Source organism: Thiomicrospira aerophila AL3 (genome assembly GCF_000227665.2).
Taxonomy (GTDB): Bacteria; Pseudomonadota; Gammaproteobacteria; order Thiomicrospirales; family Thiomicrospiraceae; genus Thiomicrospira; species Thiomicrospira aerophila.
Genome location: NZ_CP007030.1, coordinates 676252 through 700627 on the forward strand (window position 1 = coordinate 676252; position 24376 = coordinate 700627).

27 protein-coding genes are annotated in these 24376 nt (G+C 48.5%); 19 read left to right on the plus strand and 8 right to left on the minus strand.

Annotation, left to right across the window (positions count from 1 at the left end; translation table 11 throughout):
* Nucleotides 1–50: 50 nt before the first annotated feature.
* The 9 genes from fabF to THIAE_RS03150 all read left to right on the plus strand — a co-directional run bounded on the left by fabF (nt 51) and on the right by THIAE_RS03150 (nt 9437).
* Complete coding sequence (fabF, locus tag THIAE_RS03110; protein ID WP_006459323.1) at nt 51–1295, plus strand: beta-ketoacyl-ACP synthase II; 1245 nt, start codon at nt 51–53, stop codon at nt 1293–1295.
* Nucleotides 1292–2710, plus strand: coding sequence for an aminodeoxychorismate synthase component I (locus tag THIAE_RS03115; protein ID WP_006459322.1), 1419 nt, complete (start codon nt 1292–1294; stop codon nt 2708–2710). Before fabF ends, THIAE_RS03115 begins: the two co-directional genes overlap by 4 nt.
* Nucleotides 2710–3591, plus strand: coding sequence for an aminotransferase class IV (locus tag THIAE_RS03120; protein WP_006459321.1), 882 nt, complete (start codon nt 2710–2712; stop codon nt 3589–3591). The genes THIAE_RS03115 and THIAE_RS03120 overlap by 1 nt, the downstream gene beginning before the upstream one ends.
* An 89-nt stretch (nt 3592–3680) precedes the next feature.
* Nucleotides 3681–4706 carry an endolytic transglycosylase MltG gene (mltG, locus tag THIAE_RS03125; protein ID WP_239232391.1) on the plus strand — a complete coding sequence of 342 codons (1026 nt, stop codon included), beginning with the start codon at nt 3681–3683 and terminating at the stop codon, nt 4704–4706.
* 23 nt (nt 4707–4729) lie between these two features.
* Nucleotides 4730–5356: a dTMP kinase gene (tmk, locus tag THIAE_RS03130; RefSeq protein ID WP_006459319.1), complete on the plus strand. Its 627-nt coding sequence runs from the start codon at nt 4730–4732 to the stop codon at nt 5354–5356.
* On the plus strand, nt 5344–6318 hold the full coding sequence (locus THIAE_RS03135) for a hypothetical protein (protein WP_006459318.1): 975 nt from the start codon (nt 5344–5346) through the stop codon (nt 6316–6318). Before tmk ends, THIAE_RS03135 begins: the two co-directional genes overlap by 13 nt.
* Before the next feature lie 9 nt (nt 6319–6327).
* Nucleotides 6328–7110 carry a TatD family hydrolase gene (locus THIAE_RS03140; RefSeq protein ID WP_006459317.1) on the plus strand — a complete coding sequence of 261 codons (783 nt, stop codon included), beginning with the start codon at nt 6328–6330 and terminating at the stop codon, nt 7108–7110.
* A gap of 3 nt (nt 7111–7113) precedes the next feature.
* Entirely contained in the window at nt 7114–8958 is a 1845-nt protein-coding gene (locus THIAE_RS03145; RefSeq protein WP_006459316.1) for an ABC transporter ATP-binding protein, read from the plus strand.
* 26 nt (nt 8959–8984) lie between these two features.
* Complete coding sequence (locus THIAE_RS03150) at nt 8985–9437, plus strand: hypothetical protein (protein ID WP_006459315.1); 453 nt, start codon at nt 8985–8987, stop codon at nt 9435–9437.
* A 28-nt stretch (nt 9438–9465) separates the two neighbouring features.
* Here THIAE_RS03150 and THIAE_RS03155 read toward each other — a convergent pair whose 3' ends face one another.
* Both THIAE_RS03155 and THIAE_RS03160 read right to left on the minus strand, forming a co-directional pair.
* Nucleotides 9466–10611, minus strand: coding sequence for an NAD(P)/FAD-dependent oxidoreductase (locus THIAE_RS03155; protein ID WP_006459314.1), 1146 nt, complete (start codon nt 10609–10611; stop codon nt 9466–9468).
* 27 nt (nt 10612–10638) lie between these two features.
* Nucleotides 10639–11088, minus strand: coding sequence for a YhcH/YjgK/YiaL family protein (locus THIAE_RS03160; RefSeq protein ID WP_006459313.1), 450 nt, complete (start codon nt 11086–11088; stop codon nt 10639–10641).
* 135 nt (nt 11089–11223) lie between these two features.
* Between THIAE_RS03160 and THIAE_RS03165 the strand changes: the two genes are divergently transcribed.
* Both THIAE_RS03165 and THIAE_RS03170 read left to right on the plus strand, forming a co-directional pair.
* Nucleotides 11224–11586, plus strand: coding sequence for a hypothetical protein (locus THIAE_RS03165; protein ID WP_006459312.1), 363 nt, complete (start codon nt 11224–11226; stop codon nt 11584–11586).
* A 68-nt stretch (nt 11587–11654) separates the two neighbouring features.
* Nucleotides 11655–12107, plus strand: coding sequence for an FKBP-type peptidyl-prolyl cis-trans isomerase (locus THIAE_RS03170; RefSeq protein ID WP_006459311.1), 453 nt, complete (start codon nt 11655–11657; stop codon nt 12105–12107).
* On the opposite strand, the gene THIAE_RS03175 is transcribed toward THIAE_RS03170, so the two are convergent.
* The gene (locus THIAE_RS03175) at nt 12104–12382 is read right to left on the minus strand and encodes a PP0621 family protein (RefSeq protein ID WP_006459310.1); all 279 of its coding nucleotides are present in this window, start codon (nt 12380–12382) and stop codon (nt 12104–12106) included. The genes THIAE_RS03170 and THIAE_RS03175 overlap by 4 nt on opposite strands.
* Before the next feature lie 117 nt (nt 12383–12499).
* On the opposite strand from THIAE_RS03175, the gene sucC reads away from it, so the two are divergent.
* The 7 genes from sucC to nagZ are packed head-to-tail and all read left to right on the plus strand — an operon-like array spanning nt 12500 to nt 19497.
* The gene (sucC, locus tag THIAE_RS03180) at nt 12500–13675 is read left to right on the plus strand and encodes an ADP-forming succinate--CoA ligase subunit beta (RefSeq protein ID WP_006459309.1); all 1176 of its coding nucleotides are present in this window, start codon (nt 12500–12502) and stop codon (nt 13673–13675) included.
* A complete protein-coding gene (gene sucD, locus THIAE_RS03185; RefSeq protein ID WP_006459308.1) occupies nt 13672–14556 on the plus strand; it encodes a succinate--CoA ligase subunit alpha in 885 nt (294 codons plus the stop codon). Before sucC ends, sucD begins: the two co-directional genes overlap by 4 nt.
* Before the next feature lies 1 nt (nt 14557).
* Entirely contained in the window at nt 14558–16207 is a 1650-nt protein-coding gene (locus THIAE_RS03190; RefSeq protein WP_006459307.1) for an NAD+ synthase, read from the plus strand.
* A gap of 10 nt (nt 16208–16217) precedes the next feature.
* Nucleotides 16218–16700 carry a L,D-transpeptidase gene (locus THIAE_RS03195; RefSeq protein ID WP_006459306.1) on the plus strand — a complete coding sequence of 161 codons (483 nt, stop codon included), beginning with the start codon at nt 16218–16220 and terminating at the stop codon, nt 16698–16700.
* On the plus strand, nt 16697–17617 hold the full coding sequence (gene nikB, locus THIAE_RS03200) for a nickel ABC transporter permease (RefSeq protein ID WP_006459305.1): 921 nt from the start codon (nt 16697–16699) through the stop codon (nt 17615–17617). Before THIAE_RS03195 ends, nikB begins: the two co-directional genes overlap by 4 nt.
* A complete protein-coding gene (locus THIAE_RS03205; protein ID WP_006459304.1) occupies nt 17614–18417 on the plus strand; it encodes an ABC transporter permease in 804 nt (267 codons plus the stop codon). Before nikB ends, THIAE_RS03205 begins: the two co-directional genes overlap by 4 nt.
* An 18-nt stretch (nt 18418–18435) precedes the next feature.
* On the plus strand, nt 18436–19497 hold the full coding sequence (nagZ, locus tag THIAE_RS03210) for a beta-N-acetylhexosaminidase (protein WP_006459303.1): 1062 nt from the start codon (nt 18436–18438) through the stop codon (nt 19495–19497).
* A 9-nt stretch (nt 19498–19506) separates the two neighbouring features.
* On the opposite strand, the gene murB is transcribed toward nagZ, so the two are convergent.
* Nucleotides 19507–20532 carry a UDP-N-acetylmuramate dehydrogenase gene (gene murB / locus THIAE_RS03215; protein ID WP_006459302.1) on the minus strand — a complete coding sequence of 342 codons (1026 nt, stop codon included), beginning with the start codon at nt 20530–20532 and terminating at the stop codon, nt 19507–19509.
* A gap of 59 nt (nt 20533–20591) precedes the next feature.
* On the opposite strand from murB, the gene THIAE_RS03220 reads away from it, so the two are divergent.
* A complete protein-coding gene (locus tag THIAE_RS03220; RefSeq protein ID WP_006459300.1) occupies nt 20592–22037 on the plus strand; it encodes a sodium-dependent transporter in 1446 nt (481 codons plus the stop codon).
* Nucleotides 22038–22076: 39 nt separating this feature from the next.
* Here THIAE_RS03220 and THIAE_RS03225 read toward each other — a convergent pair whose 3' ends face one another.
* The 4 genes from THIAE_RS03225 to THIAE_RS03240 are packed head-to-tail and all read right to left on the minus strand — an operon-like array spanning nt 22077 to nt 24314.
* The gene (locus tag THIAE_RS03225) at nt 22077–22568 is read right to left on the minus strand and encodes a cyclic nucleotide-binding domain-containing protein (protein WP_006459297.1); all 492 of its coding nucleotides are present in this window, start codon (nt 22566–22568) and stop codon (nt 22077–22079) included.
* Between the two features lie 34 nt (nt 22569–22602).
* The gene (locus THIAE_RS03230; RefSeq protein WP_006459295.1) at nt 22603–22833 is read right to left on the minus strand and encodes a hypothetical protein; all 231 of its coding nucleotides are present in this window, start codon (nt 22831–22833) and stop codon (nt 22603–22605) included.
* Nucleotides 22834–23985: a succinyl-diaminopimelate desuccinylase gene (dapE, locus tag THIAE_RS03235; RefSeq protein WP_006459294.1), complete on the minus strand. Its 1152-nt coding sequence runs from the start codon at nt 23983–23985 to the stop codon at nt 22834–22836.
* Nucleotides 23982–24314, minus strand: coding sequence for a Spx/MgsR family RNA polymerase-binding regulatory protein (locus THIAE_RS03240; protein ID WP_006459293.1), 333 nt, complete (start codon nt 24312–24314; stop codon nt 23982–23984). Before THIAE_RS03240 ends, dapE begins: the two co-directional genes overlap by 4 nt.
* Between the last annotated feature and the right edge of the window lie 62 nt (nt 24315–24376).

Genomic DNA, 24376 nt, shown 5'->3' on the forward strand with positions numbered 1-24376 from the left:
GTCTAAAATCATAAAGTATCGCCTTCTAATCGGAAAAAAGGAGAACTGCCTTGTCAAAGCGTCGTGTAGTTATTACGGGTATGGGCTTAGTGACCCCACTTGGGTTAAACGTTGAGCAAACATGGCAGAATATTCTGGCCGGAAAAAGTGGCATCAGTAAGATTGAAAAATTCGATACTAGCGCCTTCTCGGTGGGCTTTGCCGGCATGATTAAGGACTTTGATGTCACTGATTATATTTCGGCTAAAGAAGCGAAGAAAATGGATCCCTTTATTCACTATGGTATTGCCGTAGGGAGTCAAGCTTTTGAAGACAGTGGACTGGTGGTAACCGAACAGAATGCCGAACGTATCGGTGTGTCGATTGGTTCGGGAATTGGCGGGATTGGCACCATCGAAGCGCAGCATAGTGTGTATGCGGCATCAGGACCCCGTCGTGTGTCACCTTTTTTTGTGCCCAGTGCTATTATCAATATGATTTCGGGTCATGTATCGATTAAATATGGTTTAAAAGGCCCCAATCTTTCGATTGTAACGGCCTGTGCAACCGGTACGCATAGCATTGGGGATGCGGCGCGTTTAATTGAATACGGCGATGCCGATGTCATGATTGCGGGTGGAGCCGAGTATGCGACCACAGAACTCGGTTTGGCTGGTTTTGCTGCGGCACGTGCATTATCGACCCGTAATGATGATCCGCAAGCGGCAAGTCGTCCATGGGATAAGGGCAGAGATGGCTTTGTATTAGGTGATGGTGCTGGTGCCGTGGTACTTGAAGAATATGAGCATGCTAGGGCTCGTGGCGCCAAAATCTATGGTGAAGTGCTTGGTTTTGGCCTCAGTGGTGATGCGTATCACATGACGCTGCCTGCAGAAGGTGGGGCTGGCGCCGCGCGGTGTATGGCTATGGCGCTGAAAAATGCGCAATTACGTCTAGAGCAGATCGGTTATATCAATGCGCATGGTACCTCTACGCCGGCAGGGGATGTCTGTGAAAATGCCGCGGTTAAATCGGTATTTGGTGACCATGCCTATAAGCTAGCGATGAGTTCAACTAAGTCAATGATTGGGCACGCGCTGGGCGCGGCAGGTGCGATTGAGGCGATTTTGACTACCTTAGCATTGCAAGATCAAATGTTACCGCCAACCATTAATCACGATAATCCAGAAGAGGGATGTGACTTGGACTATGTGCCTAATCAAGCCCGTGCGGCGCAGTTTGATTATGCGCTATCCAATTCATTTGGTTTTGGTGGCACGAATGCCACGCTCGTGCTTGGACGAGTCGCTAATTGATTGTTCAGCCGTTAAATAGTGTTGGTGTGACGCTAGTACGTCAACCTTGGGCCGCGCAGGATTTATTGCCCTTGCATCGACTGGCTCCGCAGCGCTATCAACAGCTGCTAGAAAGTGTTGCTAAATCAGACGCCACGCTAGTTGACTCAGCCGCCTTAGGGCGGTTTGATATTTTATTCGCCTATTGTGAAGCGCCGTTGCGTTTAGATGTGCTGGAGCAAGCGACTCGTTTTCGTCATCGCTTTGAGCAGGCCTGGTTGTCTGAGCAACGTCAGCTTTCAAAAGTGGATCGTGAGTTGCTTGGGGATGTGCCTTTTTGGGGGGGCTGGTTTGGTTATTTTGCGTATGAGTATGCGGCGGTCATTGAACCCAGTTTAAACCTAACCACCAGTGATTTGCCGCTAGCGTGGCTGGCTAAAGCACCGGCAGCGATTATCCTTGATCATGCTAAACATGACGTCATTTTTGTGGCTCCAACGGACCAACCCGCGATGCTAGCGCAGTTGCAAACGGATTATGCTGAACTGTCGGCACAGACCCAAACACCTTCACCATCAACCCAGCTTGTTGCCGGTGCGTGGCAGGAAGATCCGCCTGCTCGCTATACCGACAGTGTGTTAAAAATTCGTGACTACATTTTGGCCGGCGATGTGTTTCAGGTCAATATATCGCGGTTATGGCAGCAAGCTCGGGTGGACTTTACGCCTGCTGAGCTGTATGCCCAGTTGCGAGTACATAATCCGGCACCGTTTGCTTGCTTGGTCAACCTAGACCAAGCTAATGGCCAGGCCTGGTCGATTATCTCATCTTCGCCCGAACGCTTGGTGAGAGTGCGGGATCAATGGGTAGATACCCGTCCTATTGCTGGGACGCGCAAGCGTAGCGATTCTCTAGCGGCAGACCAAGCGCTGATGGCTGAGCTGATCGCGCACCCTAAAGAGCGAGCTGAACATATCATGTTAATTGATCTTGAACGCAATGATTTAGGGCGTATTTGTCAACCGGGCAGTGTTGAAGTCAATGAGCTGATGGTGATTGAAAGTTATCAGCATGTTCATCATATTGTGTCCAACGTGCGCGGCAAACTACAAGCTCAGTTGACGCCTTTACAGGTTATTGAGGCGATGTTTCCAGGTGGCACGATTACGGGTTGTCCAAAAGTGCGTTGTATGGAGATTATTGCCGAGCTTGAAATGTCGCCACGTGAAGCCTATACCGGTTCTGTGGGTTATATCAATTATGATGGCAGTATGGATTTTAATATTTTGATCCGCAGTTTTCTTCAGCAAGGACAAGCATTACGTTTTCGAGCCGGTGCGGGCATTGTTATAGACTCGGATCCCGATGCTGAACTCGCTGAAACCCGTCATAAAGCAAAGGGCCTGTTAAAAGCCCTTAGCCCGCATGAATGCTGATGAAACAGCTCTGGTATCAAGGACAAGCTCAAACCGATGCACAAGCGAACAGATTGTTCAGTCGTGCTTGTCATTATGGCGATGGCTGTTTTACTACCGGTGTGGTGGTGCAAGGAAAATGGTTGGATGGTCAGACGCATTTAGCCCGCATGGATAAGCAGTTGGCGCGGCTAAAATTTGCGCCAATCGCCTATGATGATTGGTATGCCAGTATTGAACCTGCCTTGCAAGCTAGTTTAACAAGTGAACAGCCTCAGGTTATCAAGCTTTGGGTTGCACGTCTTGGACCGCTTGGTTATCTGCCGGAACCGAATAGTCAGGCGGCTATTATGGTCAGTCTTGCCGCTATGCCAGCACAGCTGAACAACCCTGCACTGAAGCTGGGTGTCTGTCAGACACCCGTTTCAGAAAACGCGGCCTTAGCAGGTATCAAGCACCTGAATCGTTTAGATAGCGTATTGGCGCGAGCAGAACTCCCCGTTTATGGTTGGGATGAGGGCATTATGCTCAACCAACATCAGCAGCCTGTTTGTGCCACGCAGGGTAATCTGGTCTGGTATGCGCAAGGGCAATTTTTTACCCCTGCGATTACGCAGGCGGGTGTGGCAGGATTAGGTTTACAGCTTTGGCAGCACACTGAAGCGGCCAGTAATTGGTTGTGTGTTTCAGCGGCTATGGAGCAATTATTAGCCGCCGAATGTCTGTGTGTCTGTAATGCAGTACGTGGCATTCAGTGGGTCGAGTCGCTAGAATTACCGACAGCATCAAACAAAATGAATAAAATTTGGCCGGTTGCGGCGCAAGACTTGGCTAGGCGCTGGCAACATAATTGGTTGCAAGCTCGCGCTGCAGCGCCAGCGTTATGTTTGAATAATCGATAAGTGACTATTAGAGCATGACAAACGCAAAGCATTCAGATTCGAACCCCCGTTCAGGGGTAACATTCCGCTGGATAAAATTGCTGCAGTGGATGTTAGTTATTAGTGGATTACTGGTGCTGTTAGCAGGCCTAGGAACCGCGATTTCAGTGTGGCATTGGTGGCACGCGCCGATTGCCGGCACAATTCATACCCAGCAGGCAGGTGACGCTGAGCTGGTACGTATTAAATTGCAACCAGGTCAGTCTGCGCAGCGCATAGCCAATGAACTCGCCAGTCAGAATTTACTTGAACGTCCAGAATGGTTTGTCTGGTGGTTACGTTGGCAAGATCAAGCGCACCTAATTCGGGCTGGTGAGTATGATATCAATCCACACTGGACACCAGCACAACTGCGAGATGCGTTACTGGCTGGTGGCAGGGTGCGCCATCCTTTTACAATTGTGCCGGGAGAAACCTTGGCGCAAGTGCGGCAAAAGATACAAGGCTTGGAGAATATTCGTCACACTCTAAACGACGAGGAGTGGCTAAAGCTTGGCGAACGCTGGGCTGCCATGGGCGTGACGCCTTTTCTAGAAGGCTGGTTACTACCTGAAACTTATTTTTATCAAGCCGGCGAAGCGGATTGGCAGCTTGTTGAACGTGCAGTGCTGGCCATGGTCGCCACCCTTAACCAGGCCTGGTCATCATCGAATGAGGCTGAAGGCCTGCCGTTGCGATCGCCTTATGAGGTATTAATCTTGGCATCGATTATCGAAAAAGAAACCGGGGTTGCACACGAGCGTGAGATGATTAGTGGCGTGTTTGTGCGTCGCTTACAGCGTAATATGCGCTTGCAAACCGATCCCACGGTGATTTATGGCATGGGTGATGCCTACCAGGGCCGGATTGGGCGCGCAGGCTTAGATACCCCTACGCCCTATAATACCTACATTATCAGAGGCTTGCCGCCCACGCCTATAGCCATGCCATCCGCAGCAGCGGTCATGGCAGCGGTGAATCCAGATCAGGGCGATTACTTGTTTTTTGTCGCCAAAGGCGGTGGCGAGCATCATTTTTCGGTGACCTATGAAGAACATCGTCGAGCTGTGCGACGTTATATTCTCAATCGTCCATAATTAATTAGGCGCAAAGGAAAGAGATGATAGGAAAATTTATCGCGTTAGAAGGCGGCGAAGGCGCCGGAAAATCCACCAATGCGCAGTTTATTAAGCAGCAACTTGAGGCGCGCGGTCTTGAGGTGCTGTTGACACGAGAGCCGGGGGGGACGCCACTTGGCGAAAAGGTGCGAGCGATTTTGTTGGATACAACCTTACCAGCAATGACACCGACCACCGAAGCCCTGCTGATGTTTGCTGCCCGCGCTGAGCATTATGCGCAAGTGATTGCGCCGGCATTGGCCGCTGGGCAGTGGGTGATCAGTGATCGATTTGTCGATGCCAGTTTTGCCTATCAAGGCGCGGCGAGAGGACTTGGCAGTAACAAAATCGCTGAATTGGCCGACTGGACCTTGCCGAATGTGCAAGCCGATTTGACTTTGGTCTTTGATTTGCCAGTTGAAGTCGGCATGATGCGGGTACAAGCACGCGGTGGGGTCATTGATCGTTTTGAACAAGAGCCCCCCGCGTTTTTTGAGCAGGTACGTCAAGCCTATCTTGAGCGAGCAGTGAAAGCACCTAGCCATTATTGTGTGTTGGATGCCAGCCAAGATTTAAGCGCCGTGCAGCGGGTGATTGCTGAACAATTGGATCGTCTATGTCTAGGCTAGCGGCCTTAACAGACTATCCTTGGTTAACCCCGGCCTGGCAGGCCTGGTTACAAGCCAAAACGCGATTAGGTCATGCCTACTTGTTGACCGGCTCTATGGGTATTGGTATGGATATCTTGTTGCGTCAAATGGCGCATTCGTTAATGTGTGACCAAGTGGGTGAGGGTGGCCATCCATTAGAACTTGATCAACATCCTGATTTTATGACCCTGACGCCCCTAGAAGGTAAAAAAGAACTGACAATCGATCAAGTGCGCAACCTGCAACAATGGTTAAATCAAACCGCGCATCAGGGCGGTCGCAAACTGGTGGTCATTGAGCAGTTGGAGCGCCTTAATTTAGCGGCGTTTAATGCCTTGTTGAAAAGTCTTGAAGAACCGCCGGCTAATTGTATTTTTTTATTATCTACCTATCAGCCTGGGCGTTTGCCGGCCACGATTCGTAGTCGCTGTCAGTGGCTAAAAATCGCCTCTCCCACGATGGATCAGGCCAAAAATTGGTTAGCCACTCAGCAGCCTCTTGCGGATGCCCAACTTGAACGCGCACTTTTGATGAATTGGCAAGCGCCCTTAGCCGCATTAAGCTGGTTGGAACAGGGGTATTTAGAGTTAGATGCGCAATGGCAAGCCGATTTAGCAGGGCTGGTGGCACGCCAAAAAACTGTTACAAATGTTGTACAGAGTTGGTTAAAATGGGATGAAAATTTTAATATACTGCAGGCTTTTCAGGTTGCGGTGCAACAAGCCTTATGGGCGAGTTTGGCGGATGAAGGGCCGCAGCAGGCCTGGTTAGACCTTGCGCAGCAGCTATTGTGGGCCGAAAAAGATCTGCGCGGCAACGCCAATAAAACACTGTTGTATGAAAGCATTACCATGGCTTACTTAATGGCTCACCAACAACCAACCCAGCCCTTAACTCGAATTGATTTTAGTCCGATTCCGAGCCAGGGTTTTGGGTTATAGAGGGACGTTATGATTATCGATTCACACTGTCATTTAAATATTCTCGATCCTGATGTGGTGGGCACCACCGAACAGGTTATTGCTCAAGCGGCTGATTTGGGCGTTCATAAAATGATGTGTGTCGCGATAGGCCCTGATGCTTGGGATGATGTGCTGGGTTTGTGTGATCGTCACGACCCAGTTTATGCCAGTATTGGTGTGCATCCTTGTAGCGGACCGGAGGTCGTGGTCAGCGATGAGCAATTGCGATCAGCATTGGCGCACCCTAAAGTCTTGGCGGTAGGCGAAGTCGGCTTAGATTATTTTCATCAAAAACCTGATGAGGTGGACTTGAGCTATCAGCATGCTCGTTTTCGCCAGCATATTCGGATTGCAAAAGAAATCAATAAGCCGCTGGTGATTCATACTCGCGCCTCCACGCCCGATGTATTGCAGATTTTGCAACAAGAGGGTGCCGATCAAGTTGGTGGCATCATGCATTGCTTTGTCGAAGATTTAGCCACGGCTGAAGCAGCGATCGCACTGGGTTTTTATATTTCCTTCTCGGGGATTGTGACCTTTAAAAACGCCAAAGCGCTGCATGAAGTTGCGAAAGCCTTGCCATTAGAGCGGATTTTGGTCGAAACCGATGCGCCTTATTTAGCGCCTGTGCCTTATCGAGGCAAAACCAATCAACCGGGTTATACCCGTTATGTGGTAGAACAACTCGCGGAATTGCGCGGTGAATCTTTTGAAACCGTTGCTCAGGCCACCACGGCCAATTTTGCGCGTCTATTCCGCCTGGAGGCCTAAGTCATGAGTCAGTCATCAACGCTTAACATCAAAGACGAGCAAGTGACCTTAGCGGCTGATGCGATTGGTACGCAAGGTACTCCGCCTTATTCATGGCAGCGTATTTTCGATTTAGTCCTGCAGCACAAGGGTTTGTTGATTAAAGCGCATATTATTGCGATTTTAGCGACGCTGGCCACCGTGCCCCTGCCGTTATTACTGCCCTTGTTGGTTGATGAGGTGTTGTTAAATGATCCTGGTTGGATTGTAGCAGGCCTGCAAGCCATCGCACCGGAGACATGGTATGGGGCGATTTATTATATTGTTGCGATAACGGTGATTACCATTCTGCTACGCGCTATCGGCGTGGGTCTTGGAGTGTGGCAAATGCAGCAATTTACCGTGATTGCCAAGGATGTAACCTATCGTATTCGCAGGGATTTATTGGCGCGGGTGCAGGGCGTATCCATGGCGCAATATGAAACCTTGGGTACAGGGTCGGTGAATGCCACTCTGGTTAATGATGTAAATACCATCGATACTTTTATTGGTACCACGGTGGGCAAGTTAATTGTCGCTGTGCTCAGTTTGGTGGGTATGACGTTGATTTTGTTATGGTTACATTGGCAACTGGCGGTGTTTATTTTGTTGATGAACCCGATTGTGGTCTATTTCACCATGCGGATGGGACGTCATGTTAAAAGCCTGAAGAAAAAAGAAAACTCTGCGCTAGATGCCTTTCAACAATCCTTATCAGAAACGCTAGAAGCCTTGCAACAAGTGCGGGCAGCGAATCGCGATCGCGCCTTTTTTGATCGCGTCCGTGGCAAGGCTAAAAACGTCAAGCAACATTCTGAAGCCTTTACCTGGAAAAGTGATGCAGCTTCGCGCTTGTCCTTTTTAATTTTTTTAGTCGGCTTTGATATTTTCCGTGGCGTGAGCATGCTGATGGTGGTGTTTTCAGATCTGAGCATTGGGCAGATGATGGCCGTGTTTGGTTACTTGTGGTTTATGATGGGCCCAGTACAAGAATTATTAGCGATTCAGTATAGTTATAACGCGGCGGACGGTGGCTTGTCGCGAATTAACAGTGTGCTGAATTTACAACAAGAGGGCCAGTATCAACCTAAAGTACAGGCGTTTAATCAGCCAGACAAAACCAAAGTGGAAGTACGCGACTTGGTATTCCATTATCCAGGCAAGCAACACCAGGTGTTAGATGGGTTGAGTTTTACCCTCAATCCGGGTGAAAAACTCGCCTTGGTCGGGGCCAGTGGCGGTGGTAAAACCACCTTGGTGAGTATGTTATTGGGCTTCTACCAACCTGATTCCGGCCAAATACTCTATAACGGCCATGATATTCGTGATATTGGGTACGAGCCATTGCGTGAGCAGGTCTCGACTGTTTTGCAAACGCCGATGCTGTTCAACCAATCGGTGCGATTTAACTTAACCCTTGGACGGGAATTAGATGACCAGGCCTGCTGGGAAGCATTACGCATGGCACAGTTGGATGAAACCATTCGAGAACTGCCTGAGCAGTTGGATACCGAATTGGGGCGCAATGGTATTAAGCTTTCCGGTGGTCAGCGTCAGCGTTTAGCGATTGCGCGTATGATTTTACAGGACCCAAAAGTGGTTATTATGGATGAGGCGACTTCAGCGTTGGATATGGCGACAGAACGAGAGCTCTATCAAGATCTCGCACCGTTTTTTGCCAAGCGTACCACGCTGATTGTAGCGCATCGCTTGAGTTCCATTAAGCAGGCGGATCGGATTTTGGTATTTGAAGATGGCAAAATTATTGAAACTGGCGACCATGAATCTCTGTTGCAGCAACAAGGGACGTATCATAAGCTATACCGGTAATAGATTATCTTAACTAGGGAGTATTCATGATGACATGGCAGCAGATTAAAGCAATTCCAGTAGTTACTGCACTGAGCTTGGGTTTGGCCGCAACGTCAGTATCAACTCAGGTATTGGCTGAACGCAATTTTGTATTAGCGACCCCTGTTGTGGTTTTGATGCCACATGTGATGCCAAATGCTGATTTATTGGAGTTGACGCCAGAGCAACGTCAAGAAGCGCGTTTGATTGCAAATCAGATGAATCATGAGCGAGAAGATAACGAAATTCTGACGCGTTCATTACGTCGTGAAATGTGGGAGTTGCTATCCAGTTCGCAAGCGCCCGATCCTGACGAGTTGCAAAAATTAGTCAAGTTAATCAGTGAAACCGAGCAAGCCCGTGTAGCCATGAGCGTTGAGTGTGCGACGCGATTGCGGGCAGTACTTAATGCTGATCAATGGGACTTGTTGGTGGAATTAGCGAGTGACTTGCAATAAGTCACCGCATCCCATGAGCACTACCTATTTAGCGGTACTGACGTAAATAAAGCCCTTCAAAAATCCGCTTCGCATAATGCATGATGCGCAGCGGCGGTAACATCAGCGTACCTTTATCGGTACGCTTAATCAACATGCCTTTATCTAAGGTATCGACAATACAAATAAGCTCATGTTTTATTTTTGCCTGAGCGGGTTGTTGCTTCAGGTATAGGCTCAAGTTAGTGGCGGCAGTTTTGGCCTGAATATCGGCCGCATGCGCTTGTTTTGGTTGCCACTCCGGCCCAGGGAAACTGCCTGAATCACCAGCGACATAGGTGCCAGGACAATCCACTACTTGGGTAAATTCGTCGGCTTGAATCATTCCACCTGGCGAAAGGGGCAAGTCGCTGGATGCCAGCCAAGCGGGGCCGGTCATGCCAGGCATAAATAAAATTAAATCAGCTGAGAAACTTTCATTAGCAAGTTGGACCTGTTTCGAGCCAAAGCCCATTATTTTTTGGCCTAATTTCGTGTCGATACCTCGCTCAGCCATCATGGCGAGCATTTTTTGCGGTACTTTTTCACCTAGTCGTTTACCCGGTTCAGCGGCCGGATTAAAAAACACCAACTTAAATTTATCTCGACGGCCTTGGCGGCGCAATAGGGTATCGATACCAAATAGAAATTCAAACATCGGGCCGCCCCGCATGGCGCTCGGCTCATTGGGGTTGCCACCAAAACCTATCGCAATCGTTCCGCCGTCAAGTTGGGCGAGTTTGTCACTGAGTGCCATCACTGGATCAATGCCTTCACAAGGGGTAAAGGCGTGTTCAATGCCAGGAAGTTTTTTGATAAAGCGTCCACCTGAGGCAATGATTAAGCCGTCATTGTGTAATTCACCTGCACTGGTCTGGATTGAGCGACCCTTTGCACTAACACCTGTTACGCTGGCTTCAACCCATTCAATATTATGTCGAGCCAAAAAGCGGCTCAGTTTGACCACTAAATCAGCAGGTTTACGCAGGCCGGCGGGGAGCCAAATTAAGCTGGGATAATAGACCAGTTCATCACGCGGTGAAATCAGTTGAATGCGCGCTTGGGGTTGGTGTTTTCGCAGGTTTTTAGCGGCTGTCAGCGCGGCAAAGCCACTGCCGATAATCTGAAGAGTAGGACTGTTGGTTGTTGCTGTCATAAAATACCTCAGGGTTTGAATAATAGACTAGGCAATGCGGGCCTTGAGAATGAGCTTTTTGACCATTAAGCTGGGTTGACCTAAACAGGGTAGATGCGCATCCTGCGGCATGAAAATTACAAAATGTGCTTGGGCAACATGAATCATTTGGCCAGGTATGTTGTAGAGCGCAAAATCTTTTTGTTCATCATAAGCTTGTACAGGCGTTTGGTCAGTTAAGGTGGCCACTTGCATCATTTCACTACCATCAAGCATCAGCTGCAAATCGACAAAACGACGATGCGCTTCAAGATAGCGGTCTTGGGATTGTCCGGTCGCATACTGATCAATAATGGCATCCAGTTTGGGTGAAATGGTTTGGCGACCTAGGCTAAGTTGTGCTATCGCGGTGGGGTCTTTAATGAAAGCAATCGCTTCATCAATTGCTGGGTGAAGGCCTTGATAACGTGTGGCATGGTATTGATGGTCTAAAATCATGGTCTGAGTCCTGTGCAAGGTTTTAGATATTATAACTTGCTTATCTAATGCAGTTGGTGCGGATTTCTGGGCTATGGTAGAATTTAGCTTTTGAATTTTAAAATCGGGCAAGACACCATGATCAGGCAACATTCTATGTGGGGCATCCTAGCTATTTCTGCAGTATTGACGCTTGCAGGCTGTGCACAGGTTCAGGTACAGGATATCACACCAAGCGTAACGACGACCGCGCAGGAATCGCCGGCAGAAACCTATCGCTTGACACAGTTTCGAGATGCCGCGCCAAGCAGTTTTGAAAGTCGTGCACTTCGCACCCAAGCTGATGCGCTTTGCCCTAATGGTTATGAAGTTTTGTCGCGTCATGCCTTTGCCACTGAAGCTTTGGCTGCGCATCAAGCTGAATGCCCGAGTCGTTCTTGTGCGCATCAATTAGAATGGCAAATTCGTTGTGGCAACATCCCGCGTGAGCCTTTCCGTTTCTTCGGCCGGACTCAATAAGCCGCTTAGATTAATTTAATCCGTCAAGATGTCACAATGAATTAATAGAACAAGAAGGATGAGGACGCATGGTTGAACAAGCATTACGGGTCGCACCAGGCCTGCAACTGGTCATTTCATTTAGTATCGCGCTGCCTTCCGGCCAAGTACTGGATCAAGCGGATGAAGCCGACCCTTTAACACTGGAATTGGGTGATGGTCAGCTGCACCCTAACTTAGAAGCGCTACTCACTGGGTTAGAGGTGGGCACTGAAGCGAAGTTTAGTGTGCCGCCGGAAGATGGGTTTGGCTACCCTGATCCTACCAATGTTTATGATATTGCGCAGGTCGAATTTGCTGAAGATATGGATCTCAAACCAGGCCTGGTCATTGGCTTTTCGACACCAACAGGTGATGAAATTCCAGGCACCATTGTGGCGGTAGATGATGAACAACAACAGGTAAAAGTCGATTTCAATCACCCACTCGCGGGTGAGACGTTTATCTTTGAAGTGAAAATTCTCGCTATAAAAGCGCATTAATCCTCATCGACATCATTGTACGATGAATTGGGAGCGTCTTTAGGGCCTTTGCGCAAATGTCCCTCAGAGCAGTAGGTATGACGACCGTCAAAGTAGGCTTCTGATTGGGGTAGGTGGATACCGCAGTGAGCACAGCGCACCATGTTTTGAGATTCGAGTTGTGCATTTTCTCCGGCAGGATTATTTTTTGCCCGAGCTTCCACGATAATATTAAGTAACATACGGACAACTAAAAAAACTAAGATGGCCAGGCTGATAAAAAGTAAGGCTTGCATGATTTAAATCCATTATTTGTGGGCTTTTTTTATTTTGATGAACTTGGCGAACTTTTGCAATCAGTTATCGTCAGCTTCAATCTATTTAATTTTTTGCGTTTAGGAGAAGAGCGTTTCATGAATTTGCATGAATACCAAGCAAAAGCATTATTTGCTGACTATGGTTTGCCGGTGCCTGCTGGCCAGGTTATTAGATCGCTAACGGAACTAGCCGATGCTTATCAACAATTACCCACAGAGGCTTGTGTGGTAAAAGCACAAATTCATGCGGGCGCGCGCGGCAAAGCGGGCGGGGTGGTATTGGCAAAGACTTTGGCCGATGCGCAAGCCGCGGCCGAACGCTTGTTGGGCAGTGCACTCGCTACCCATCAAACTGCGGGTAAGGCCTTGCCGGTTGATGCCTTGTTGATTGAGCAAACGCTCGATATTGAACATGAATATTATCTGAGCTTGTTATTAGATCGGGTGACCAAACGCTATTGCTTCGTATTGAGTTCTGAAGGCGGGATGGACATTGAAGAGGTGGCGGCTGAGCAGCCGGAAAAAATCCACCGTTTTAGCGTTGATCCATTATTAGGTGTGATGCCCTATCAAGCCCGTGAAATGGGCTTTGCGCTTGGATTAACGGGTACTCCCTTTAAAGCACTTGGGCACTGGTTAAATCAGCTTTATACCCTGGCTGTTGAGCGCGATTTAATGCAGGTAGAAATCAATCCATTGGTGAGCACGGCTGACGGACAACTGATTGCGCTGGATGCCAAGGTCAATATTGATAGCAATGCGCTTTATCGGCAAGCAGGCCTGCTAGCACAGCGTGATATGCGCCAAGAAGATGCACGTGAAGCAGAAGCCTCCACCCATCAACTTAACTACATTGCGCTGGAAGGCAATATTGGTTGTATGGTGAATGGTGCGGGTTTAGCCATGGCCACCATGGACTTAATTCAATTACAGGGCGGTCAGCCGGCTAACTTTTTAGATGTAGGTGGCGGAACGACGCCGGCACGGGTTGCCGCGGCATTTAAATTAATTTTGTCAGATCCCGAAGTAAAGGCGATTTTAGTGAATATCTTTGGCGGGATTGTGCGTTGTGATTTAATTGCGGAAGGCATTATTACCGCGGTCAAAGAGGTGGGTTTAACCTTGCCGGTCGTGGTGAGATTAGAAGGCACCAATGCTGAACTAGGGCGTCAGATGTTAGCGGATAGTGGTTTATCCATTGAAGCGGCCAATGATTTAGCGCAAGCCGCGGCGCGCGTAGTTGAGTTAGCATCACAGGGAGGCGCGCAATGAGTATTTTAATCAATCAGCATACTAAAGTGATTTGCCAAGGATTTACCGGTAAGCAAGGTACGTTTCACTCTGAGCAGGCGATTGCTTATGGTACGCAGATGGTTGGCGGGGTGACGCCGGGCAAAGGTGGCCAAACCCATTTAGGTTTACCGGTGTTTAACACGGTTAAAGAGGCGGTGGCGACCACTGGCGCTCAGGCCTCAATGATTTATGTGCCGCCAGCCTATGCCGCAGACTCTATTATTGAAGCGATTGATGCGGGTATTGAGGTCATTGCGTGTATTACCGAAGGTATTCCGGTGCAGGATATGCTGAAGGTGCGCGCGGTATTAGAAAGATCAAACAGTTATTTAATTGGTCCGAACTGTCCGGGACTCATTACCCCTGGCGAATGTAAAATCGGCATCATGCCGGGGCATATCCACCTGCCGGGCAAAATCGGCATCGTATCGCGTTCGGGCACCTTGACTTATGAAGCGGTTCATCAAACCACCCAAAATGGTTTAGGCCAATCAACCTGTGTCGGGATAGGCGGTGATCCTATTCATGGTATGAACTTTATTGACTGTTTAGCCTTATTTGAAGAAGACCCTGACACGGCTGGGATTATTATGGTCGGTGAAATTGGCGGGCAGGCTGAGGAACAAGCCGCTGAGTTTATTCAACATCATGTGACCAAGCCTGTTGTGGCCTATATTGCCGGTGTTACGGCGCCTGCTGGTAAGCGAATGGGCCACGCCGGTGCTATTGTCTCCGGTGGGCAAGGTACAGCAGAAGCCAAGTTTGCCGCACTTGATGCCGCGGGAGTGACTATTGTGCGTCGGCCTACCGATTTAGGTTCGGCGATCTTAGCAAGATTAACTGAAATGGGTGCTCACTAAAATGTCGCACCCAGTCATTGTAATGGCGCAAATTAATCCGCTGGTGGGTGACATCGTCGGTAACGAACAACTCATTTTGGAGACTATTGCTCAGGCTAAAAAGCAGTATCAAGCCAATATGGTGGTATTTCCAGAGCTGACTTTAACCGGTTATCCGCCAGAAGATTTACTGTTGCGTGATGGTTTATATTTGCAAGTTAATGCCGCGCTAATCCGTATCGCGCAACACACCCAAGATTGTGCCGTTATTCTAGGGGCTCCTTGGTGTGATGAATCTGGTCAGCGATTCAATGGGGCGATTTGGTTGGAAGGTGGCCAGTTGGTGGCCCGTTATGCCAAACAGGTTCTGCCTAATTACAGTGTCTTTGATGAGCAGCGTTATTTTACTTCAGGCACGGAACCCTGCGTGGTGGCCTGGCAGGGTATCAAGGTAGGTTTGGTAGTGTGCGAAGATATTTGGCATCCAGAACCGATTGCGTCAGCGCAGCAAGCCGACGCTCAGTTAATCGTCGCTTTAAATGCGTCGCCATTTAACGCTGATAAACATGAAGATCGTCTTGCGGTGGTGCGCGCGCGTATCGCTGAAGCAGGCCTGCCGATTCTCTATGTCAATCAGATCGGCGGTCAGGACGAACTGGTGTTTGATGGTGCTTCCTTTGCCATGTCGGCAAAAGGGGAACTGGTGTGCCAAGCGGATGCGTTTGTCAGTGGACTTTACCCGATTAAGCTTGATTATAATGCCAACCACTCTCAACCTGACCTCGGCGGAAGTCATCACCCTTTAGCGCAGATACCCAAAGATGAGGCACGCGTTTACCAAGCCTTGCAATTAGGTATTCGTGATTATGTGCTGAAAAATGGTTTTAAAGGGGTGTTGTTGGGCTTATCCGGCGGTATTGATTCTGCCCTTACGTTAGCTTTAGCCGTTGATGCGTTAGGCGCCGAGCGGGTAACAGCAGTGATGATGCCATTTCACTATACCGCCCAAATGAGCATTGATGATGCCCAAGAACAAGCCCAGCTATTAGGCGTGACCTTTGAACAGGTCGCAATTGCGCCGGTATATGATGCGTTTGATCAGCTATTAACCCCGATTTTAGGTGATGCACCGGCTGATATTACTGCTGAAAACCTGCAGGCACGTATCCGTGGCACACTGTTGATGGCGCTATCTAATCGCTATGGCGCATTGGTATTAGCAACCAGCAATAAGAGCGAATCGGCGGTGGGTTATAGCACGCTGTATGGCGATATGGTCGGTGGCTTTTCGCCGTTAAAAGATGTACCTAAAACCTGGGTTTATCGTTTAGCGCGTTATCGCAATAGCCTTACTGAGGTGATTCCAGAGCGGGTTATTACGCGACCACCATCCGCCGAATTGCGACCTGATCAGTGCGATCAGGATTCGTTACCTGATTATGATATGTTGGATCAAATAATTGCGGCCTATGTGGAACAAGATTGGTCGCCGAGCGAAATGCTGGCAGCGAATTTGGCCGATGCGGCGACGATTGAACGAGTTGTGTCGATGATTCAGCGTAATGAATATAAGCGTCGGCAGGCAGCTCCAGGTGTTAAGGTGTCAATACGAGCTTTTGGTCGCGATCGTCGGTATCCGATTACCAGTGGTTATGAAGAAAAGTTAGAGTGAGTGCGCACCTGTGCAACAGCAGATCCTGATTCACCTTGCAACCCAACAATTGCAACTGATTGAGGACGATATGACGGTTGCGAGCTACCCGATTAGTAGCGCCAAGCAAGGCGTTGGGCAGCAACAAGGGAGTTTGCAAACGCCCTTGGGGGAGCATTATATTCGCGCTAAAATTGGCGCCGGCGTAGCAATCAATAGTGTATTTGTTGGACGTCGTCCAACCGGTGAAATCTATAGCGCGGCTTTAGCCGCAGCCTATCCGCATCGAGATTGGATTTTAACCCGAATTATGTGGCTTTGTGGTTGTCAACCAGGCTTCAATCGATTAGGTTCGGTTGATAGTTTTCGTCGCTATATTTACATTCATGGTACACCCGATTCAGAGCCAATGGGTAGGCCCGCATCCCATGGCTGTATTCGTATGCGCAATACCGATGTGGTGAGCTTATTTGATCGTGTTCGCTTAGGCACAACGGTGAGTATTCAATTATGACTGGATATCTTAGCCGTCTAATCTTATCAACGTTACTGGTTACTTGGGTAGTCAGTAGCCTAGTCTTTTTATTGATTCATTTGGTACCTGGTGACCCTGTCGCCGTAATGCTTGGTGAATGGGCCAGTCCTGCGGATGAGGCCGCGCTGCGAGCACAGTTAGGTTTAGATCAACCCTTATGGGTGCAGTATGTTCAGTATTTTGGTGGTTTATTACGGTTAGATTTAGGGCAGTCGCTTTATTTTGAGCAGCCGGTGAGCCAAATTTTGGCTGAGCGTATTCCATTAACGGCCTATTTGGCCGTCATGGCGTTATTAATTGCTGTGTTGATTGCTTTTCCTTTGGGGATGGTTGCTGCCTATTATGCCGGTCGCTGGCCTGATTATGCCGCCATGTCTATTTCGCTCTTAGGGGTGTCGATACCCAATTTTTGGTTGGGTCCGCTGTTTATCCTGCTGTTTGCTATTGTGTTGGGCTGGTTGCCGGTGAGTGGCGCGGCACACCCGCTTGCATGGGTACTGCCGGCGCTGACCTTAGGCACGGCTTTGGCGGCGATTTTAGCGCGCATGCTGCGTTCATCCTTACTCGAAGTGTGGCATGAAGACTATATTCGTACTGCTCGAGCTAAGGGCTTGTCGGGCGCGAGGGTCTATGGTGTGCATGCATTACGCAACGCATTGTTACCGGTGGTGACTATTCTGGGTTTGCAGCTCGGTACCCTGTTAGGGGGAGCGGTTATTACCGAGGTGGTATTTGATTGGCCAGGTCTAGGTCAGCTGCTTGTCGAGTCGATTCAGCGTCGTGATTATCCGGTGGTACAGGCTTGTATCCTGATTATTAGCTTGGCCTATATTGTGGTGAATGCGCTGACTGAGTTGGTCTATGCGTGGTTAGACCCTAGGATTCGTTTAGCATGATCAAGTTAGCACTCGCCATAGTTTTGTTATGGGTATTGATGGCGCTAGTGGCCTTCGGTTTAGGTGATGGTGCCAATGCGGTTAATCTTGACCAACTCTTAACGCCGCCGCATTTTGGTCAGTGGTTAGGTCATGACGAACTCGGACGGCCGGTCTGGCAGCGCCTGATGTTAGGCGCCCAAACGTCGTTGCTTGTGGCGATAGGGGTCGTGACCTTGTCGGCTATTATAGGCATTAGCCTTGGATTATTAAGTGGCTATATCGGTGGTCTGTTTGACCGTGTGATAGTGAAGGTTATTGATGTGTTTTTGGCTTTTCCAGGCCTGCTGCTGGCGATTGCCTTGGCCGCCGTGTTGGGCCCAGGTATTGAAAATGTCATTATTGCCCTAGCGGCAGTGGGCTGGGTAGGCTTTGCGCGCCTTACGCGCGCCCAAACGCTGAGCGTTAAAAGTCGTGAACATGTGATGGCGGCACGAGCTTTGGGGGTTAACTCGCCGACCATCATGCGTCGTCATATTTTGCCACTCGTTAGTGCACCGCTGTTGGTTGAGGCGACCTTTGGCTTTGCAGGTGCAGTCATTGCCGAGGCTGGCTTGTCTTTTTTGGGTCTGGGTGTGCAGCCGCCAGCTGCTTCCTTGGGTAATATGATACGAGAGGGCACGCGTTATTTATTGGTGGCACCACATCTGGTGCTGATTCCCGGTTTAGCCCTATTACTGATGGTGTTAGCGATCAATATTTTAGGGGATAGATTGCGAGACCGTTTTGATGTGCGAGAGACGGCTCGCCGAAAATTTTAATAGCATTGGAGTAGCGCGTTGGCGACAAAACTCGGGTTTATTATGATGGGTATAGCAGGCCTGCAGGTTACGTCACAAGAGCGTGAGTGGTTAGCCCATCCTGCGGTGGCGGGAGTCATTCTATTTCAACGTAATTTTGCCTCGGTTGCGCAGTTGCAGGCCTTATGTGCAGATATTCACAGTATTCGCCACCCACGCTTATTAATTGGCGTGGATCATGAGGGAGGGCGCGTGCAACGTTTTGGCCAAGAGTTTACGCGTTTGCCTCCCATGTCAGCGCTGGGCATGAGCTATCAAGCCGACCAAGCGTTAGCGCTTGAACAGGCAACGGATCTTGGGTGGTTGGCCGCTACCGAGTTATTAACCTGTGGCATTGATTTGAGTTTTTCACCAGTGTTGGATATTAATTATGGTCATAATCAAGTGATTGGTGAGCGCGCTTTTGCACGGTCTGCTTATGAGGTAGCCGCCTTGTCACAAGCTTTTGTGTCTGGGATGAATGAGGCAGGCATGGCCGCGGTGGCCAAGCATTTTCCGGGGCATGGCTATGTCAGTGTGGATACGCATCTCGGTGTCGCCGAGGATCCGCGCAGTTATTTGGCCCTGGATGAGCAGGATATGTTGCCGTTTAAAGCCTTAATTAATCAAGGATTAGCCGCGATTATGCCTGCGCATGTTATTTACTCCGATTGCGATGCGCAACCGGCAGGATTTTCCCATTTTTGGTTGCAACGGGTACTGCGAGAGCGCTTAGGTTTTGAAGGCGCAATTATTAGCGATGATTTAGGTATGCAGGCCGCTGTCGCGCAAGGGTCGTTGTTAGATCGGGTTAAACGGGCAGCGCAAGCAGGGTGTGATTTGGTGTTGGTGTGTAATGACTTAACCGAGATACCAGGCCTGCTAAACCAGCTGGCCGTTGCACAATCGCCAGTCATATCCTCCCCTTTATCTCAGTTGCGCTTAATTCGATTGCATGGTCGCAAGTTATCTAGTCGTTATGATAAGTTAAGGTTTAACCCGCGTTGGCAAGCCGCGCATCGTACCATTGAGACCCTCAATACGCCATCGCTTGGTTTATAGAAATCGGGTTTAAAGAATATTGACCTCAGGTTCGAGGTGAATGCCAAATTGATACATAACTTGGTCTTGTACTTTATGTGCCAGTTTAAGTACGTCTAATCCTGTTGCGCCGCCTAAATTAACCAACACGAGCGCGTGTTTGTCTGATACGGCTGCGCGACCTTCGGTCAATTGGTTAGCGCCACTGCGCTCAATTAGCCAAGCAGCCGGGATTTTAATCTGGCCATCAAGCGTGCGATGATGTGGTATGGCTGTAGTGTATTCGTTTTGTAAACTATCAAAATAGTCACTGGTGATGACCGGGTTTTTGAAAAAGCTGCCCGCATTGCCCATGTAGTTAGGATCAGGTAAGCGTTTTTTGCGAATAGCTACTACGGCATCAAAAATATCGCGCGGCGATAGGTCTGATTTATCGAGAGCTTGTACGGCTACCTTGAGTGGATCGTAAACAAGGTTGGCTTGACCCGCATGGCATTTACGTAACCTAAAGGTAACACGATGTAATAACAGGCGGTTTTGATATTCTTGTTTAAAAATACTGGTGCGATAACCAAATGCACAGTCGTTATTGCGAAACTCAATGCGCTCGCCATCAAAAATATTCAATGCTTGCACGCGTGTGATGGTATCACGCGCTTCGGCCCCATAGGCGCCAATGTTTTGTACAGGTGCAGCCCCCACTGTGCCAGGAATATAGGCAAGATTTTCTAATCCCCACCAACCCTGGTCAACCGTATATTCAACCAACGCGTGCCAATTCATGCCTGCGCCTACTGACAACCAAACGCCCTCATCATCTTCCTTAACAATTTTCAGTTTGCTGTAGCGACAACGCACCACGACCCCTTCGATATCATGGGTAAACAAAATATTGCTGCCATCGCCCATTATGGTCCAAGGTAAGGAGGCTAGTTTGGGATCAGAGCGTAATACGCGAATATCGCTTTGTTTATCGACCTCGACCACATAGCGTGCTTTGGCTTTCATTCGGAAAGTGTTGAGATCAATAAGGGGGAAATTGGCTTGAATGTGCATGGCCGTATGAACTTGTTATAAAATGCTATTAAAAATAAATTTATTATAAAGGAAAAGCCATGGCGCAAACGAAAGTTTCCATCCCGGTTTGGTCATCTCAGTGGGTGTTTATTATGGCCGCGGTGGGGTCAGCGGTAGGCTTGGGCAATATTTGGAAGTTTCCCTACATTGCTGGAGATAATGGCGGTGGCGCGTTTGTACTGGTTTATTTAGCCTGTATTGTGTTAATTGGCTTGCCTATATTGATTGCAGAAATTAGCCTGGGTCGAGCGGGTAAAGCGAATCCTATTCAAGCCATGTTAAATAATGCGCTCGCTAATAAAGCCTCGAAGGCTTGGGCGGGGTTGGGGATTAATGGTGTGGTAGCAGGCCTGCTCATATTATCCTTTTATACCGTGATTGCGGGATTGGCATTAGCATATTTTGTTAAAAGTCTGCAGGGCGGTTTTTTGGCCATGGATGCGAATGAAGCCCAGGCGTTGTTTAGTAGTGAAGTTGCCAGCCCTTGGGTGTTAGGTTTTTGGCACAGTGTGTTTATGCTGTTAACCTTGTTGATTGTGGCGCGAGGTGTACGGGCTGGGTTAGAAAAAGCGATTAACTTGATGATGCCAGGCCTGCTGATGATTTTGCTGATTCTACTGGGTTATGCCACGATGACAGGCAGCTTTGGTCAAAGTGTCAGTTTTATGTTCCGAGCCGATTTTAGCCAGTTGACTTGGAATGCCGTGCTCGTAGCCATGGGGCATGCTTTTTTTACCCTGAGTATTGGTTTGGGCACGATGATGGCCTATGGCGCTTATGTCGGTCGTAACATGTCAATAGTCCAAGCCAGTGTCTGGATTGTGGTGATGGATACGCTGATTGCAATTATCGCCGGTCTGATTATTTTTTCAATTGTGTTTGCTAATGCTCTTGAACCCGGTGCCGGACCAGGCCTGCTGTTCCAAACGCTACCCATCGCCTTTGGTCAAATGGCCGGTGGATGGTTTTTTGGTAGTCTATTTTTTCTATTGGTCGTGATGGCCGCTTTGTCATCGGCTATTTCATTATTGGAGCCGGCTGTGAGTTGGTTAGAACAACGAGGACGTTACAGCCGCGTTCAAGCGACTGTTTTGTTGGGTGCGCTTACCTGGTTTATTGGTTTGGGTACGGTGTTGTCATTTAATTATTGGGAAAATATCTATGTTTTCGGTGAACGTAATATTTTTGCCACCTTGGACTTTCTAACATCCAGTTTAATGTTGCCGTTGGGCGGGTTGTTGATTGCGGTCTTTGCGGCTTGGACCTGGCAAAAATCAAAACGGGCCGAGATAGTGCGCTTTTCTAATCAATTTGTAGAGCGTTTGTTTGATATCAGTTTACGCTACATTACACCTTTTGCCGTATTGGGGGTATTTGCGTTTAATTTAGCCTTGGGATGGATGTGGACGTTAGTGATTCTTCTGCTGGGTGTGCTTTTTTATTTGGGGTACGCTTGGCGTTGTCATCAGACGCAAGCCCACTAATCGATCGATTAGCAGGCCTGCTTGTCATCGATAGCTGGATTAATCCATGTATTGATTGGTGACGAATCGACTCATTTCCATAAACTGTGCATTCATATCGCGCTGCAATTGATGTGAGGCGCGCAAAATGCCTCGCATAAGGTTAAATACCAAACGTGGATGGCTATCAATGAGGGGTTCAAAGGCCTGGCGCTTGAGTTTTAGCACCTGGGCTTGCTTTTGGGCGCGTAATGTTAGGGTATGAGGATCACCATCAATAAAGCTCAATTCGCCGGCTAATGCACCAGGCTTAAGTGTTGAAAGCACCATTTCGCTTTTTAAGCCGGCGTTTTTGACTACTTCTAATTTACCCATCAATAAAATGTAGAGGGTATCGTCTTTAGAATCAGCATCAAACACCACCTCGTTTTGGCTGTAATGAGCTGGCTCAGTAAGGTCTATTAATAAATCCAGTTCACTAGCAGAGAGCTCTTTACCCCAAGTGGTTTGGGCAATGATATCAATAGGGAGAGTAATTAAATCAGCGCTCATATATCCTCGCAAAATCTATAGTTAAAGAAACAGGTTAGTAAAGTGTTTGCGGCGCAAACAAGATATCAAATGCGGCTGTCATGCCAAAAATAAATAAGAAAATTAATACAAAAACAATAATCAGCGACAGGGCTTGCTTGTTTTTAATAAACTTTTCTTTCCAATTTTCATCGCGAATCATTGGCCAAACCAGCCAGGCAAAGCCTACCACGGCGGCTATTTGAACCAATATAAGCAAAATCGTTACCCAGCCAGGTGTCTCCATTTATGCCGCCTTTATTAAAAGATTAACTAAAATATGATAATAAATATCGGTTAGTTGATTTAGGTCAGTGATGCTGACTCGCTCGTTGACCTTGTGGATGGTGTCGTTGAGCGGGCCAAACTCAATCACTTGTGCACCGGTCGGGGCAATAAAACGGCCATCTGAGGTACCGCCACCCGTTGAGAGGGTGGGGCGATATCCCATACACTGTTCAACAGCATTACAGGTGGCTTGAATCAGTTCGCCCTCTGCGGGTGTGACAAAAGGTAAGCCTGATAAATTCCAGCTAAGGTCATAGTCTAAGTCAAACGCGGCTAAACAATCGATGACCCCTTGTTTGAGGGTTTCAGGGGTGTGTTCGGTTGAAAAGCGGAAGTTAAACATGATTTGTAAGTCGCCCGGAATCACATTAGTGGCACCGGTGCCGGCGTGAATATTGGAAATTTGCAAGGACGTTGGTGGAAAGTAGTCATTGCCTTGGTCCCATTCAATCGCGGTTAAGGCGGTCAGTGCTGGTAAAGCTTTGTGTACTGGATTGTCAGCCAGTTGTGGATAGGCTATGTGACCTTGCACACCTTTAATTGTCAGGGTGGCATTGAGTGAACCTCGGCGGCCATTTTTAATGGAATCGCCGAGTTTTTTATCGCTAGAGGGTTCACCTACTAAGCAAAAATCAATTTTTTCTTGGCGTGCTTCTAGTGTTTCGACCACTTTAACCGTGCCATCAACAGCGGGGCCTTCTTCATCACTGGTGATTAAAAAGCCAATCGAACCAGGATGATCGGGATAGTCATAGATAAAGCGCTCGGTCGCGACCATAAAGCAGGCGATAGCACTTTTCATATCGGCGGCGCCACGAGCACAAAGCATATCCCCATCAATCTGGGCACTAAAAGGCGGATGCTGCCACTTATCAACCGGTCCAGTTGGCACCACATCGGTATGGCCTGCAAATACAACCATGGGCGCGGTTTGTCCACGACGTGACCACAAGTTGGTTACCTGACCAAAGGGCATGGGTTCGTTATGAAAATCAAGTTTGGCTAAGAAATCGCTGATGATTGTTTGACAGCCTTTATCTTCAGGTGTAACAGAATCAATGCGCAATAAGGCTTGTGCTAAAGTGATCGTGGCGGTTTGATTAGGGTTCATAGTGATTGATACTCACTGGCATTGAAGCCGATTAGTAATTTAGACCCGGTATCGAGTAGCGGGCGTTTAATTAGTGTGGGATGCTGGCAAACCCGCTCCAAATCCTGAGATTCGATGGCCTGTTGCTCAGATTCGTTTAAACCTTTCCAAGTCGTACTACGTTTGTTAATCAGTTGACTATAGTCGGCATAAGCTAACCAGGCCTGAATCATGGTAGGGGTAAGACCTTCTTTACGAAAATCATGAAAACGAAAAGGGTGAGCTGCTTGTTCGAGCAGTTTTTTGGCTTTGCGAACCGTGTCGCAATTGGCAATGCCATAGAGAATCATAGGCGGCCTCGATTGTTGTTTAGGCGTAGCATGGCCCGCCTAAACGATGACATAAGAATAAA